Here is a 14,522-nt window from a genome sequence, read left to right as displayed (position 1 = left end):
TACCTCACCAGTGCTCGGAGGCGGGTGGCTGCGGGGGCGGTGGTGCGAGGACGACGAGCCCGTTCAGCGAGGGCGCGGGTTCCTCGGAGTCGATGCTGGTGGTGGGCGAGGTTCGCCGGGGCCAGAGAGAGGGGAGTTCGTGCAGGCGCTTGCGGTTGGTGTTGGTATCGGTGTCCAGTGGCAGCCACACGTGTTCGGCGGGGCTGGCTTCGGGCCTCGGGGCGAGGAGTTCGGCGGCGGCGGTAGCGACGGGCACAGCATCGGGGTCGGGGAGCCTTTCCCAGGTCCGGCGCAGTGCCGCGCGAGTGTTCGCCTCGCGCACTGTGGTCGGCACCCACAGCAGCACGGGGGTGATGACGCCGGTGGCGCGGGCCAGCTCGGCGAATCCGTGCAACTTGGCCGCGACCCGGGCAGGGGCCGTGGTGGTGGCGAGGTCGTATTCGAGGAAGAAGTCCAGCGTGGTTTCGGCGTAGGTGTAGCGGCCGAAGGCGTCGGGGCGGGCGAGGTCTCCCCACAGCCGCTGGCACCGGGTCTGCGACCACCACGCCTGCACCTGAGCTTGGTTGCCGCGCTGGTCGCGGGGGGCGTGGGCGATGAGGGTGGTGAACCATTCGGCGACGCCGAGGGTGTGGGTCAGGTGCAGGCTGTGGGCGATGGCGAGGGCGCGGGCGTGGTTGTAGCCGAGCTCGCGCACGCTGATCCCGGCCTCGGCGGCGAGGACGGCGGCTCCACCGGGTGCCAGGACCCAGTGCACGGGCGCGCTGCCCCGGGTGCGTAAGGGCCGGAACCGTTCCAGGACGCCGTAGCGGTGCAGCAAGGTGAGACGACGCAACGCGATGGCAGGGGTAGGGAAGGCGAGTGCGGCGAGCTGGTTGGTGGTCAGGACGCGGTGTTCGTGCAACATCCGCAGGACCCAGCGGTCACGCTCGGTCAGCCGCGCCACGAGCGCGGTGATGTCGAGCGGCCGGGCCCGGGCGGGCCGGACATCGGGGCGGGGTCGACGGGTGTCGGCTTGTTGGTCGGGACGCGAGATCATCGGTGAAGCAACCTTTCTCAGGGGGGTGCGATGCGATCAGGAGTGGCGAGGGTCGCGCTGTGGGCGATCGGGCCGCTCGTCGTGGTGGGGTGTGCTGCTGGGCGGGGGTGCGGGTGTGGTGAGGCGGGCGCGGGCGGCAGCGGCGATCTCACGGGCACGGCCCGGGATCGGCGGGTCCAGCGGCCGGGTGGTGAGGGTGAACGGGCGAGCGTTGCGGCCATCGACGAGCAGGCGGGCGGCGGCGTGGAAGGCGTCCAGGTGAGACAGGTCGTGCTCGGACAGCCAGGGCTCGGTGTGGCGGGCCAGGTCGCGTGCGTCATCGGGACTGACGGCGAAGACGATCTTGTTGCGGGCATTCGCCGAGATCCCGTCACGCAACTCCCGGGAGAGCTGGCCCAAGTTCTGATGGGCCAGCAGCAGTGACAGGCGCAGTCCTCGGGCTTCGGCGAGCATGTCCTCGATCGGGGTCGAGAGGTTGAGGAAGTTCTGCGCCTCATCCAGCACCAGAGCCGCGTCGGGACGCTCGGCGGCGGGAACCCGTGCACGCGCGGTGACCGCCTGCCACGTGCGTGCCACGAGCAGCGACCCGACCAGCCGTGAGGTTTCCTCTCCGAGTGAGCCTTTCGGCAGACGGGCCAGACAGATGCCGCCGTTGTCGAGGATGTCGGCGAACTCGACCGTCGAAGGTCCGCCCGCGATAGCGGCGCGTACGAACGGACGCAGCAGGAACGCTCTGAGCTTGTTCAACAAGGGGCCGGTGAGCTGAGCGCGTCCGGTGTCGGAGAGGGTCTCGTAGCCGTCCCAGAACCCCCGCAGGACCGGGTCTTTGGTCGTGCGGGTGACCCGGGCGCGGAACGCGGGCTCGGTGAGCAGCCGTGGTAGGTCGGCCAGGGTGGCGGTGCCGGGTTGTGCGCAGAGGGTGAGCAGGCTCGCGCGCATGATGTCGTCGGTGCGCGGTCCCCACCATTGGTGGAAGATTCGATGGAAGACGGTGACGAGGTTGTCGACGGCGAGATCCATTCCCGCGCGCCCGATCCGGTCGATGTCGAGGGGGTTCACGCACGGCGGAGGGGCGGAGGAGTCGGCGTCGAACAGCACGACCCGATCGGCCATGCGGGAAGGCAGCCGGGACAACACGTCGGTGACGAGATCGCCTTTGGGGTCGATGACGATCACCCCACGCCCGGCCTCGGCGTCATCGAGGATCGTGCGCGCCAGCAGGGTGGATTTGCCGACACCGGTGGGGCCGAGGATGTGGAGGTGGTGGCGGGCGTCGGAGATCTTGACGGCGACCGGGCGCCGCGTACCGGTGTCGGCCATGCCGAGGGGTTTCGTGTACTCCCCGCCGACCGGTATCTCGGGGGCGGGGGATAGGGCGCGGGCTCCGGCCCGTTGCAGGCCGGGTAGCCCGGTGTCGGTGGGTAGGTGCGCGATCGTGGCGAGTTCGGGTACCGACAGCACATCCCCGCGCCCGAGACGCCGTTGCCGGATTAGGGTGGCGAGGCGGAAGGGGCGACGCCGACGCTGGTAGTAGTTGTGGTCGGTGCAGGCCCCGAACACCGTGGCCAGGGCGTCGGCCCGGCCACGTGCCACCGCCCGCGCCTGCGCTCTCGGCCCGATGTCGTCGGGGTCGGTGGAGACCGGGATCGAGGCCGCGTAGCGAACAACCGTCTCCCAGTGCGCCCCTCGGGCTTTCGCCGCTGCCGCACGAGCAGCAGCACTGTATTCCAGGGCGGTCTGGCGGTCGGCGGCCCTCGCCCCAGCTCCGGTGTTGGAGACGCGGGCGGCACTCGGGCCGGGAGTGAGCAAGTCCAGGGCCTCGCGCAGAAGTCCCGCCACGACGCCAGCCCGGGTGCCGGTGCTCGCCGCGGCACGGGTAACTCGCGCGACTCGGCGGCCGGTGACCGGACGGGCGAGGATCTGCACACAGGCCGCCTGGCCGGGACCGAGATCATCGGCGGCGGTTATCAGATCACGCACGAGATCACCGGAGTGATCGGTACTCAACGGCAACCCCTCACGCCGCCCGAGCCGCAGCTCGCCTCCGGCCACGATCCGCCGCACGCCTTCGGCCGGGGCAGGCAGCGGCGGCCGGGCGGGGGTGAGGGTGTCGGTGTGCGCGCCTGGCCAGGCCGAGGCGATGGCGCGTTCGATGAGTCCGGGTGGGATCGCGCCGGGCACCCAGAGCCGGATCGCTGCCCCCTCCTCAGGCGTGACGATGTACTCGAACCCGAGATGCGGCTGCCCTAACAGTGTTCGTGCCCAGGCTGGTCGCAGCTGCCCGATCAGGTGCGCCCAGAAGGCGAGTGCGCCTTTGGCGTCGACCTCGGGTGGTGTGAGCACGGTGATCTGGCGAGCACGCGCACTCAGCCGGCGCCGACGCCACTCGATCAGAAACCGCCCCGCGGCGAGCACCGCGAGCACGGCCGCGACCACACCCAGCCCGGACACTGATCCGAGGACCTGTTCGATCGCCTCGGTGAGATCGCGCAGCGCCGTGCCGGGCGCGAGAAGCGCCCGGCCCAGCCACCCCTGTTCGGGATTCACGCGGCCACCGATCCCGGGCCGGTCGCATCGAGAGTCGGCAACGTGGCGGAGGTACCGAAAGGGAAACCTCCGCTCGCGCGGCGGCGCTCGGACACTACGGTGGCGGCCTCGGGCTTTCTCAAAATGACGACGTCCTCGTGGGCGATGAGGTGCATCGGCAACCCGGCGGCGCGCTGTTTGACGACGAAGTCGCGCTGGAAGAAGCTCGACCGGGCGACCAGTTCGCCCTCGGTAAGGCGGCCCAACAAGGCGACGCACCGCTCGACCGGCACGAGCCCGGCCAACCTGCCACAGGTGTAGAGGTGGCCGGGCAGCGGCACCAGCTCGGCGTGCTGCCGCCACGGCCGCGCGGTGATCACGACATGTCCGCCGGGGGCGAGGTATTCGGCGGCCCCGGCGAGGATCTTGGTGAACCCCGAGAGCAGACGCCCGAGACCGACGTTGGCGAGGTTGCCTCGGTCGAGCACTGCCCCGTAGCGGTGGTTCGTCTTGCGTACCGGGTCAGCGCCGTTGGCGCGCACGTGGCCGTGCAGCGAGTCGCCGTAGGGCGGGGAGGTGATCACCAGACTCGCCTGCCCGCGCAACTCGGCCGGGATGAGGTCGGGCAGTTTGCGGGCGTCGCCGGTGTAGACGGCTCCGTCGAGATCGATCCCGGCCTCGCGAGCGAGCGCGAGGTTGGTGCGGGCCAGCTCGGCCCAGCGGGACTCGTATTCGACGCCGACCGCGCGGCGGCCAAGGTGCAGGGACTCGACGAGGGTGGTGCCGATCCCGCACATCGGATCGAGCACGAGGTCCCCGGGTCGGGTGTAGGTCTCGACAGCGTGTTGCACGATCGCGGGGAACATCTTGGCCGGGTGCGCGGTGCTGTCGGGGTGATACCGGCCCCGCCGTTGCGCGGCGGGGGCGTTCTGGGCGGTCGCCCACACCGACACCGGCGCGGTGGTCGGGCGGGGCTGTGCGGTGGTCGCGGAGTCGATGTCGGGGGTGTGGGTGGCGTGGGCGTCGAGAGTCATGCGGGTGTCCTTCGCGTGAGAGTTCGGGCAGGGCGAGGGTGTCGATCAGCCATGGGAGGGCTGGAGGAACACGAAGACATCGGTGTGCGCAACGCGGTGGCGTGCGAGGGCAGGCGAGCCCGGTTCGGCGGGCGCGGCGGTGATGGTGGTGCCGCTGATCGGGGCGGCGATGATGTGCTGGAGGTAGAGCAGATCGGCGGCTTGCGCGGCGGCCACGACCGACCCGGCCGGATCCAGCAGGACCCCGGAGTAGCTGTGGCGGCAGCGGGAGAGAACGACCAGCAAACCGCCCATCGCCAGCACCTCGGTCGCGAGCGAGGTGACGTGGTCGGCGGCGGCGTTCGGGTCGACGTGCTCGGCCAGCAGGCTCGCGATAACCAGATCCACCTGTTCCCCGGACCAGCTTCGGTCGGTGGGGGCGTCGAGGCCGTGGCGGTCGAGATCACCAATTGCGGCCAGAGCGGCGGCGGTGTCGGACTCGATGATTCGCAGCGCGCCCCGGGCGGCGGGGGCGGGCCAGCCCAGCAGCATCACCCGCGAGGCTGGTTCGGAGAACTCAGCGATCGCCTGCGCCAGGACCGGGGCGGGCCAGCGGTCCTCGGGATCGAGTGGTTCGGGGCCCAGCGCCCACAGGGTCGAGGGGACGCGCACCGGGGCAGACGTTGAGCGGTGGCGGGAATTGGCGGACATAGCGACTCCTGACGAGAGAGAGCGGTGTGTACTCGCTTACTTCCGCCGAAAAGCCGTTTTCGGGACATAATTATTGGAACTTTTTTCTGAGAATTTTCTGAGACAGAAATGGCGACTGGACGCCGTTCTGTGGGTGGCGGGTCGAACTTTTTTGAGAATTTTTCGGGTGGTTGCGAACTGGCTCGGATGAGATATCCGCAATCTATTTGAAACACATCCGGTTCATATCCTGAACCTATTCGCGCCTTCACAGTTGCAGGTAGATGGGCATATCAGTCCGGGTATGAGTGGGATATCGAGGCCCGAGCTAAGCGATAGCGAAATATTCGCCAGGTCGCCAAAGATATGACTTGGATATGTTTCAGATAGGTTTTGGATATGGTTTGGATATGTTTCAGATAGAGGCCGCAGGTGTCCTTGTGAGGTCGGAAGTTCTCGATCAAACAAGGAGTCTTTGTGGTGACGAATTCACACGTCGGGACATATGCGGGATCGGGCGGTAAACCGGGTTCTCCGCTGGCAGTAGTGCGGGCGGGTTTCGACCGCATCGCCACCGAGTTGTTGCCCGCCTACCCGCGTGCGGTGCCGACGCCGGACGCCGCCACGGCCAGCTCGGTACGGACGTGGGAGCAGTTGCGGGAGCGGCTGTGGGACCCTGCGGTGCCGATCGCCGAGATCGACGCGATCTGGGTATGGCTGATCGAACGCACACACAACCACGACCAGGACGCGATGCTGGTGTGCGCGGGCCTGGCCGTGCCGATGCTAAGCAGAGTTGCCGGGGAATACGCCACCCCGGGCAGTAGCAGCCGCCACGACGTCGAGTCCGAGGTACTGACCGGATTCCTCACCCACCTCGCTCGCGTCCCGTTGGACCGGCCCGGGGTGTGGCATCGCCTGCGGTGGGCGGCCTACCGCGCGATGATCACAGGGGCGAATCAGCAGCAATCACCAGCGATGTCAGCGGGCGACATCGACTGCGACCTCGGTCCGCTCGCAACGCGGGCGCGGTCGGCGATCGCCGAACCCGGCCATCCCGAGACTGTTCTGGCCCGAGCCGTGACGGCCGGAGTGATCTCCGCCGACGCGGCCGAACTCATCGCCGCTTCGCGGTGGGAGGCCCGCTCGCTGACTTCGCTGGCGGCTGAGCGTGGCGTGTCGTTGGGCAAGCTGCGCAAGCAACGCCGCCGCGCCGAACGCGCCCTGCTGGCGTGGCTGACCGAACGCGCCCGAGACCTGGACTCGGATCGCACCAGCACTGTCGAGGCCGCGACGGTCACCGCACTCGCGTCGCCCTCACGATTACCGCGGCGAGGTCGCCGGCCCAAGCGCGACTCCTCGGCACCGGCGCAGTCGGGCACCGAGCGCGGGCAGGTGGCGGCATGAACGGGAACCGAGAACACCTCAGCGTGGTGGCACTGTCCTCGACTCGGCAGGCGGTGCTGCGGCGGCGGTGGGCGACGATCTTCGCGGCCCTAGCCACGATCGTGGCGTTGCTGGTGCTGATGGCCGGGTCGGCGTCGGCCGCACCGCAGACAGCGGTGCTGGCGGTCGCGTCGTCGCTGGATGAGGTGATCGACAACGCGCGCAATTGGGTAATGGGGATCCTGGCAGGGTTGGCGACGCTGTGCCTGACCGTGGCCGGTGCGCGCTATCTGCTCGGCGCGGGCGATCCCGCCGAGACCGAGAAAGCCAAGACCGCCTTCCGGGCCGCGTGCATCGGCTACGGGTTGGCGGTGCTGGCACCGGTCATCGTGGCCGTTCTCAAGTCCATCGTCGGAGGCTGACGGTGAACGCCTCACACCAGCCCGGTCCCACCCGGGTCTGCGCACGAGGACTGCGCCTCGTACGCACCGCCATAACGGCGGCAGCGGTGGCGGTGTTGGTGGCGGTCCTACTCGGGCTCACCGGCGCGGGTGGTGCCGCCGCCCAGCCCGCCACGCCGACGCCGCCTGTGCCGGTGACCCCGACACCTGCCTCGCCGACGACCGCTCCTCCGACTACGACCCCGCCGTCGCGGTGGGTGACGCCGCCCTCGACCACCACCCCGAGCCCGGCCACGCCCATACCCTCTCCGGCTTCGCCGGGTTCGTCGACCTCGGCCGAGTGCGGGGTCACCAACATCAACGGGTGCGTGGAGAACGCGATCGACGGATTCTTCCGGCGCATCGTCGAGTCCGCGCTCAACCCGCTCCTCGAGCTGCTGTCGGAAACCCTGCTCACCACACCCGAACCCAGTGAGATCCCGCAGATCGGTGTGCTGTGGAACCAGTCCTGGCAGATCGTCACCGCCCTCTACATACTCGTCGTGATGGCGGCCGGGGTGCTGCTGATGATGCGCGAGACCCTGCAGACCCAATGGTCGCTCCGAGAACTCGCCCCGCGCCTGGTGGTCGGGTTCGCCGCCGGGGGACTGAGCATGGCGATCGCCACGGCGGCGATCAGCTTCGCCAACGCCCTCGCCGCCGCCGTGGCCGGAGATGGCGTCGACTCCGGCTCAGCCGCCGCCGCGCTGACCGAGCTCGCAACGACCGGTCCACAGAGCCAAGGCTTCGCGCTGCTGCTCTATCTCGCGCTGGTGGTGATGCTGCTCGTGCTGCTCATCAGCTACGTCGTGCGAGTCACCATCACGATCCTGCTGATCGTGGGTGCACCGCTAGCGTTGATGTGTCATACCCTGCCGGGTATCGACGGTGTGGCGCGGTGGTGGTGGCGCTCGTTCGCCGCGTGCCTGGGGATCCAGGTCGTGCAGTCGCTGGTCTTGGTGACGGTTCTGCGGGTGCTGCTGGCCCCGGGCGGGTGGTATCTGTTCGGCCCGGACGCGAACGAGATCGTGAACATGATCGTCGCTTTGGCGCTGATGTTCGTGTTGATCAAGACCCCGTTCTGGCTGCTGTCGGTACTCAAGATCGGGCAAGGCCGCAGCTTCGTCGGCTCGATCGTGCGTGGCTTCATCGCCTACAAGACGCTCGGCCTGCTCAAAGGTTCTACCGCGAGTAGCGCACGCAGCGCCGCCTCGGCGACATCCGGCCAGCGTGCGGCCCGGCCCCCGCGAGCACCTCGTACCGCTACCAGCTCCGGACCTGTGGATCCGTTTGCGCGGGTCCGCTCGACGCGAGACGGGCAGCTGATGCTGCCTCTGGAAGGGGTGCGCCGCGTCGCCCGCCAGCCGAGCCCGACACCCGCCCACTCGACCAGCCCCACCCCACCGCCGAGACCGACGCGGGCTCAACGTGGACGCCAGCTCGCGTTCGACTTCGCCCCACCGGACCCGTACCGGGGCATCCGCGCCGGGGCTGGCGGTCAGTACCCGCTCCCGATCCCGGTCCGCCGGGTCCGCACGACACCACTGGCCCCGCCAACACCCGAGCGACCCGGCCGCCGGGCAACACCTCAACAGCTCGCCTTCGATTTCACTGAGCCCGCTCCGGCCGAACCCTACGCCCGTCTCCGGCCGAACCGCAGCGGCCAGTACCCGCTGCCGTTCCCTGTGACCCGGGTCAAACCTGTTCCGCCGCCACCGAACCCGCCACATCCACCCGCATCCGCGCCTGCGCGTCCTGCGGGGCGGCAGCTGCATCTACCCATGCCCGACCTGCCCGTGCGCCGCCGCGCACCACGCGCTCCGAGAGGAGGCACCCCGCAATGAGCACCATCGTGCGCATCCCCGCCGACGTCGACCGCTCCGACCGACTGCTGGGTCCGTTCACCGCCCGCCAGCTCGCCGTCCTCGCCACCACCGCCGCGCTGATGTACGTGGCCTGGATCACCGTCAAAACGGTGATCGAGCCGCCGATCTTTCTCGCCACAATGACTCCAATCGGAGTCATTGTCACCGTCGCCGTCGTGACCCGACGCGACGGTCTGTCGACCGACCTGCTCGCCGTCGCTGCGATCCGCCACCGCCTGCGCCCACGTCACCTGGTGAGAACACGCGGGCAGGCACCGCCCCCGCCGCAATGGATCACCAACCGCACCACCCGAACCCGGCCCCGCCCACCCACACCGGTCGCGTTCACCGCGCAGATGTCACCGCTGCCGGAGTCGGTGACGCAAACCGGTAGCGGTATCGGGGTGATCGACCTCGGTGCCGACGGGCTCGCCGTCATCGCGGTCGCCGGAACCCTGAACCTGAGCCTGCGTACCCCGGCCGAGCAGGACAGTCTCGTCGGCCAACTCGCGGGATGGCTACACACGCTGCGCCAACCCGTGCAGATCCTGGTGCGCTCGGCGCGGCTGGACCTGACCGAGCAGATCACCGGCTTGCACTCCGCCGCCGAGCAGATGTCACCGGAGCTCGCTGTGGCCGCGCTCGATCATGCCGATCATCTCGCCGAGCTGGCCGCGCGAGAGAACCCGGCCCACCGCCAAGTGCTGCTGGTGTGGCGCGAACCCACGCAGACCCTCGCCGCCACCGGGCTGCGTGCCCGGTGGCCCGGACGAAACCGGGCCCGGCGCGCGCTGTCCACCGGCGCGCGCCGGGCTGCGCAATCGCGGCTCCTACGCCGGATGACCGAGGCAGCCGATGTCCTTGCACCGCTGGGAATCTCGGTCACCGCTCTCGATGAGACGCAAGCGCGGGCGGTGCTGACCAGCTGCACCAACCCCGAGGGCCTCGTCTCGGCCGCAGCCGACATCGCCGAACCCTCCGCGATCATCACGTCTGACCCAGCCTCCGCAGTGGCCGACCCATTCGCCACCGAGACCGGGTTCGCGCCGGAATCACTCACCATCGGCACCCGGCATCTCGAGATCGGCTCGGACTGGACTCAGACCCTCGCGGTCACCGGATACCCGAGAGAGGTGACGGCCGGCTGGCTCGCGCCGCTGCTCTCACACCCCGGACGTGTCGAGGTCGCTATCCACATCGACCCGGTCGACCCGGTCACTGCCGCCACCCGGCTGCGCCGTCAGCAAGCTCGGCTCGAGTCCTCCCGGATGCACGACACGGGCCGAGGCCGCCTGACCGACCCGCAGGTCGATGTCGCGGTGGAGGACGCCGCCGACCTGTCCGCCCGGGTCGCGCGCGCGGAGGCGAGGTTGTTCCGCGTCGGGATATATCTGAGCGTGCACGCCGAATCCGAGGCCGAACTGGCTGACGAGGTCGCCGCCGTGCGGGCATTGGCGGCCAGTCTGCTCGTGGATACCTGCACCCTGTCCTACCGAGCCGCTCAAGCCTGGGCCACCACTCTGCCGCTGGGCCAGGACTTGATCGGAGTCCAGCGCACCTTCGACACCACCGCCCTCGCCGCGGCGTTCCCTTTCGACTCCCCACAACTCCCCGCCACCGACCCCGCCCAGGCCGCCCGCCCGCACGGCGTGCTCTACGGCCGCGATGCTGCCTCCGGGCTGCTGTTCGTGGACCGGTTCGCCCCCGAAGCACACAACCACAACCTGGTCGTCCTCGGGCGTAGTGGTGCGGGTAAGTCCTACCTGGTCAAAACCGAGATCCTGCGCTCGCTCTATCGCGGGATCGAACAGATCGTGATCGACCCCGAAGACGAATATCGGCGCCTCGCCGAAACCGTCGGCGGAACCAACATCCGCCTCGGAGCCCCCGGCGTGCGACTCAACCCCTTCGACCTGGAAATCCACACCCGAGACGACGGCCGCCGCAGTGCCCCGCCCGATGCGCTCACGCGGCGCAAGCTGTTTCTGCACACGTTGATACAGGTTCTGCTCGGTGACCAGACCGCCGCGCAGAGAACAGCATTGGACTCGGCGTTGACGGCGACCTACGCCGCTGTCGGGATCACCGACGACCCGGCCACCTGGACCCAACCGGCACCCACCCTGGGCGGATTGCGCGAGCAACTTGCCCGGATGGCAGCCCCCGCCGCCGCAGAGTTGGAGGCTGGGCTGCATCCGTTCGTCGGCGGCGGAGCCTACGGCGCTCTGCTGGATGGCCCGACCACCACCGACCCGGACGGTGGGCTGATCGTGTTCTCGCTGCGGGAACTGCCCGAGGAGCTGAAAACGATCGGTACCTTGCTGGTGCTGGATTTGACCTGGCGGCGGGTGTCGCAACCGGGCTTGCGACGACCTCGCATGATCACCGTGGACGAAGGGTGGCTGCTGCTGAGCCAACCCGCCGGAGCACGGTTCTTGTTCAAGGCGGCCAAGAGTTTCCGCAAACACTGGGCCGGGCTGACCGTGGCCACCCAGGACTGCGCCGACGTGTGCTCCACCGAGCTCGGACGCGCGATCGTGTCCAACGCCGCGACCCAGATCCTGCTACGCCAAGCACCCCAAGCCATCGACGAAGTCGCCACCGCGTTCCACCTCTCCGACGGAGAGCAACAATTCCTGCTCTCGGCCGCACGGGGGAGCGGTCTCCTCACGGTCGGCGGAGATCGGGCTGTGTTCGGATCGCTGGCGTCGGCCACCGAGAACTCCATCATCACGACCTCTCCGGTCGAACTAGCCGCTAGGGATGACGAACCCAACACCGACGTCGAGATCGGCGATACGTTGGCGGACTCGTTGACCGGCACTCCTAACAAGCAGGAGACCGGCCACCCGAACATGGTCGCGTCTGCCAGCGACCGAGCCGAGGTGGTGGTCGGAAGTTATGGGGCATGAGCTCGTCCTGCTCCGGTCGTAGGACGCACAAATCTTCTTCACCATCACGGACCCCGCATGCCCGGCGAGAGCGATCTAGCGCGGCCCGTCCGCGCATCCACGCGCTACCCAATCCGCCCGGAATCCGCCGCTGTGCCCGAACGGGGCGGTCGGCGAACGGGAAACCCCAAAACGGGCGACGCGACAGCAGAAACGTTGGACGAGAAGCTATTTGACTGCTCACCAACTACGGAGCGTTCATGGACCCGGTGTCGGAATGATCCGGTCCCTTCACGCAACCCATCACCCGTCGCCGCCGACCCTTACTTGGCACCGGACACGCGGCGTGGTGCACGAAGAAAGCGAGGAATTGATGAATCCGAGAACTCCTGGCGGCGAGGTGGTCACGCCGCTGCACAGGCCCGGCGGTCCACACCGGACGGGACACAGGCGCTGGCTTAACCGCAGTGAGGCTGCCGACTACTTGGGCGTGCACCCTCGAACGCTGGCGAACTGGGCCGCGATGGGACGCGGCCCCCGCTACTCGAAGCCCTCCGGCAACTCGTGCATGTATCGCCTCGGTGACCTGGACGCCTACCTCAAAGCGTGCATGGTGCACACCGATGACCAACCCGAAGCCGCCTGACAGCCATCGAAAGAATCGAAAGAATCGAGAAGATCAATGCCACGACCAGCCACCGAGCTCGGCAGCTACGGCGATATCGGCACCAAGGAGCAGAAGGACGGGAAGTGGAGAGCCTGGGTCACGTTTCGTGACTACGACGGCACGGGCCGCGTCGTGGATGCACTCGGAACAACCAAGAGCAAGGCCACGGCGGCGTTGCGGAAGAAGCTCACAGCTCGGCAGAAGCAGTACAAGGGCCGCACGCGCGGCAAAGTCACCCGCGATACGCGCCTCACCGTCCTGATGGACATCTGGCTCGACGAGGTGTCACGAGATGAAGGCGTAGGCCAGCAGTCGTATGACCTGTACAAGGGCGAGATCGACGCGAGCGATGACAAGCGCGCCGACAAGGCGACGGTCAAGCTGCGTCCCGCGATCGGCAATCTTCGTGTCTGGGAGGCAGATACAGGTCGACTCGACGAACACATCCAGTCGATTGTCGCTGCCGGAATGAGGTCGAAGGCGCGGCTGCACAAGGTAATTCTCACCGGCATCATGGGGGTCGCCGTGCGATACGGAGCCCTGCCGGAGAACCCCGTGCGAGACACTTCGCGTCTGCGCAGCCGCAAGATCAAACCTCAGACGATCGAGCGGGACCGCCTGGCAGGCCTGCGTGCTCAACTTCGGGAGTGGCTGGCGGGGAACGAGATTCCGGGAGCACCCGCTTACACGCACGGCCCGAAAAGGGACCGGACGATACTCGATGTTGCCGATTTGATCCTGGGCTCAGGAGTGCGGCCCGGCGAAGCGCTGGCAGCGTCGTGGGATCAGTTCGATCTCGAGGCGGTACCCGCGACGTTCACCGTCTCGGCCACCGTTATCAGGCTCGACGGGAAGGGGTTGTTCCGGCAGGAATGGGCGAAGTCCGATGCCGGGCATCGGACGGTGGCACTACCCGGGTTCACGATCCAGATGCTGAAGCGGCTGCGCGACAGCCCTACCTGCGGGCGGATGTGCGCGGTGAAGGCACTGCGCGAGGTGGGCGCCAGCGTGGTGCAGGTCGAAGACAAGGTCCCGCTCGTGTTTCCCGGTCGGGGCGCAGTGCTGCGCGATCCGAACAACTTCAATCGAACATGGCGGAATGCCCGGGGCACGTTGTACAAGGACGTCACGCAGTACACGTTCCGGAAGGCGGTAGCGACGCTGATCGCCGAGACGTCGGATTCGAAGACCGCCGCCAAGCAGTTGGGGCACTCTCGTGAGGCGATCACCGAACGGCACTACATCGCTTCACCGGAACAGGCGCCGGACTCATCGGCCGCGCTGGAACTGGGGTTCGGTGCGTCGGGCTGACAACGACGTTCTTGGTGGCGAATTCTTGGTGTTTTCTTGGTGATGGCCCGAAAATACGGGATAAACGAAGAAATCCCCTGACCATTTCACCTGGTCAGGGGATTTCTTATGCTCCCCCATCTGGACTCGAACCAGAAACCTGCCGATTAACAGTCGGCTGCTCTGCCAATTGAGCTATAGGGGATTGCCCTGAGTGGTTAGACTCAGGCGGTCTGCCTTGGCGGGCTGACCGAGATGAAACTTTAGCGCATCGTGTCGCGGGAACCCAAATCGGGGCGCTACCTGCGGACATGCGGCGTATAACGATGTGCTGTCGAACGGTGGCCGGATCGACAGGGGTGGGGCGGCTGGGGCAGGATGGAGCCCGCACACAGACGTGGGAGGAGCTCCAGGAGATGCTGCGGTTGATCATCGGCGTAGCGGCCGGTTACGTGCTCGGCACGAAGGCTGGTCGGGTGCGCTACGAACAGATCACCGCGGCCTCGCGAGCGGTCGCGGGTAGTCCGGTGACGCGCAAGCTGGTGTCGGTGGGCCGGCAGAAGCTGTCGGACAAGTTGAGCACGCAGCCGAAGCTGGAACCGATGGAGCCGATCGACGAGCGCACCACGGTACTGATCCCGCACAACCAGCTGCGGCGCTGACGCCTACAGGGTTGTACGGGAAAGCGGTACAGTACAGGTATCTCGTACGAGGATGG

12 protein-coding genes and 1 tRNA gene are annotated in these 14,522 nt (G+C 68.1%); 7 read left to right on the top strand and 6 right to left on the bottom strand.

What is annotated here, in order from left to right; genetic code table 11:
• Positions 1 to 4: 4 nt before the first annotated feature.
• From ACFXKN_RS07410 to ACFXKN_RS07395, 4 genes are read right to left on the bottom strand one after another with little or no spacing between them, the layout of a single operon-like run.
• Complete coding sequence (locus tag ACFXKN_RS07410) at positions 5 to 1,036, bottom strand: replication-relaxation family protein (RefSeq protein ID WP_379432685.1); 1,032 nt, start codon at positions 1,034 to 1,036, stop codon at positions 5 to 7.
• Between the two features lie 36 nt (positions 1,037 to 1,072).
• A complete protein-coding gene (locus ACFXKN_RS07405; protein WP_379432684.1) occupies positions 1,073 to 3,583 on the bottom strand; it encodes a helicase HerA domain-containing protein in 2,511 nt (836 codons plus the stop codon).
• A complete protein-coding gene (locus ACFXKN_RS07400) occupies positions 3,580 to 4,596 on the bottom strand; it encodes a TRM11 family SAM-dependent methyltransferase (protein ID WP_379432683.1) in 1,017 nt (338 codons plus the stop codon). Before ACFXKN_RS07400 ends, ACFXKN_RS07405 begins: the two co-directional genes overlap by 4 nt.
• Positions 4,597 to 4,641: 45 nt before the next feature.
• Entirely contained in the window at positions 4,642 to 5,286 is a 645-nt protein-coding gene (locus tag ACFXKN_RS07395; RefSeq protein WP_379432682.1) for a hypothetical protein, read from the bottom strand.
• A 459-nt stretch (positions 5,287 to 5,745) separates the two neighbouring features.
• Here ACFXKN_RS07395 and ACFXKN_RS07390 point away from each other — a divergent pair, with 459 nt between their 5' ends.
• Positions 5,746 to 6,672 carry a hypothetical protein gene (locus tag ACFXKN_RS07390; RefSeq protein WP_379432681.1) on the top strand — a complete coding sequence of 309 codons (927 nt, stop codon included), beginning with the start codon at positions 5,746 to 5,748 and terminating at the stop codon, positions 6,670 to 6,672.
• Positions 6,669 to 7,073 (top strand): pilin, encoded by a 405-nt coding sequence (locus ACFXKN_RS07385; RefSeq protein ID WP_379432680.1) that lies wholly within the window; start codon positions 6,669 to 6,671, stop codon positions 7,071 to 7,073. The genes ACFXKN_RS07390 and ACFXKN_RS07385 overlap by 4 nt, the downstream gene beginning before the upstream one ends.
• Here ACFXKN_RS07385 and ACFXKN_RS07380 read toward each other — a convergent pair.
• The gene (locus ACFXKN_RS07380; RefSeq protein ID WP_379432679.1) at positions 7,051 to 7,455 is read right to left on the bottom strand and encodes a hypothetical protein; all 405 of its coding nucleotides are present in this window, start codon (positions 7,453 to 7,455) and stop codon (positions 7,051 to 7,053) included. The two genes, ACFXKN_RS07385 and ACFXKN_RS07380, sit on opposite strands and share 23 nt — an antisense overlap.
• Between ACFXKN_RS07380 and ACFXKN_RS07375 the strand changes: the two genes are divergently transcribed.
• The 4 genes from ACFXKN_RS07375 (at position 7,421) to ACFXKN_RS07360 (ending at position 13,825) form a co-directional block, all read left to right on the top strand.
• A complete protein-coding gene (locus ACFXKN_RS07375; RefSeq protein WP_379432678.1) occupies positions 7,421 to 8,935 on the top strand; it encodes a hypothetical protein in 1,515 nt (504 codons plus the stop codon). The genes ACFXKN_RS07380 and ACFXKN_RS07375 overlap by 35 nt on opposite strands.
• Positions 8,932 to 11,868: a PrgI family mobile element protein gene (locus ACFXKN_RS07370; RefSeq protein WP_379432677.1), complete on the top strand. Its 2,937-nt coding sequence runs from the start codon at positions 8,932 to 8,934 to the stop codon at positions 11,866 to 11,868. The genes ACFXKN_RS07375 and ACFXKN_RS07370 overlap by 4 nt, the downstream gene beginning before the upstream one ends.
• A gap of 256 nt (positions 11,869 to 12,124) precedes the next feature.
• A complete protein-coding gene (locus ACFXKN_RS07365; protein WP_379432676.1) occupies positions 12,125 to 12,493 on the top strand; it encodes a helix-turn-helix transcriptional regulator in 369 nt (122 codons plus the stop codon).
• Between the two features lie 36 nt (positions 12,494 to 12,529).
• Positions 12,530 to 13,825: a tyrosine-type recombinase/integrase gene (locus ACFXKN_RS07360; RefSeq protein ID WP_379432675.1), complete on the top strand. Its 1,296-nt coding sequence runs from the start codon at positions 12,530 to 12,532 to the stop codon at positions 13,823 to 13,825.
• Between the two features lie 111 nt (positions 13,826 to 13,936).
• Here the strand turns inward: ACFXKN_RS07360 and ACFXKN_RS07355 are convergent.
• Positions 13,937 to 14,009, bottom strand: a tRNA-Asn gene (locus tag ACFXKN_RS07355).
• Between the two features lie 211 nt (positions 14,010 to 14,220).
• Between ACFXKN_RS07355 and ACFXKN_RS07350 the strand changes: the two genes are divergently transcribed.
• On the top strand, positions 14,221 to 14,466 hold the full coding sequence (locus tag ACFXKN_RS07350; protein ID WP_378952390.1) for a hypothetical protein: 246 nt from the start codon (positions 14,221 to 14,223) through the stop codon (positions 14,464 to 14,466).
• Positions 14,467 to 14,522 lie beyond the last annotated feature (56 nt).

This window comes from Nocardia sp. NPDC059195, from assembly GCF_042754695.1.
Classification (GTDB): Bacteria; Actinomycetota; Actinomycetes; order Mycobacteriales; family Mycobacteriaceae; genus Nocardia.
Note: the sequence above shows the minus strand (reverse complement) of the source record. Positions and strands in the feature narration are given on the sequence as shown.

What these genes read in the sequence shown, in the direction of transcription:
- ACFXKN_RS07410 (WP_379432685.1), bottom strand. Translation starts at nt 1,036, where the DNA reads ATGATCTCGCGTCCCGACCAACAAGCCGACACCCGTCGACCCCGCCCC.
- ACFXKN_RS07400 (WP_379432683.1), bottom strand. Translation starts at nt 4,596, where the DNA reads ATGACTCTCGACGCCCACGCCACCCACACCCCCGACATCGACTCCGCG.
- ACFXKN_RS07395 (WP_379432682.1), bottom strand. Translation starts at nt 5,286, where the DNA reads ATGTCCGCCAATTCCCGCCACCGCTCAACGTCTGCCCCGGTGCGCGTC.
- ACFXKN_RS07385 (WP_379432680.1), top strand. Translation starts at nt 6,669, where the DNA reads ATGAACGGGAACCGAGAACACCTCAGCGTGGTGGCACTGTCCTCGACT.
- ACFXKN_RS07380 (WP_379432679.1), bottom strand. Translation starts at nt 7,455, where the DNA reads ATGCGCCGGAAGAATCCGTCGATCGCGTTCTCCACGCACCCGTTGATG.
- ACFXKN_RS07370 (WP_379432677.1), top strand. Translation starts at nt 8,932, where the DNA reads ATGAGCACCATCGTGCGCATCCCCGCCGACGTCGACCGCTCCGACCGA.
- ACFXKN_RS07365 (WP_379432676.1), top strand. Translation starts at nt 12,125, where the DNA reads ATGATCCGGTCCCTTCACGCAACCCATCACCCGTCGCCGCCGACCCTT.
- ACFXKN_RS07360 (WP_379432675.1), top strand. Translation starts at nt 12,530, where the DNA reads ATGCCACGACCAGCCACCGAGCTCGGCAGCTACGGCGATATCGGCACC.
- ACFXKN_RS07350 (WP_378952390.1), top strand. Translation starts at nt 14,221, where the DNA reads ATGCTGCGGTTGATCATCGGCGTAGCGGCCGGTTACGTGCTCGGCACG.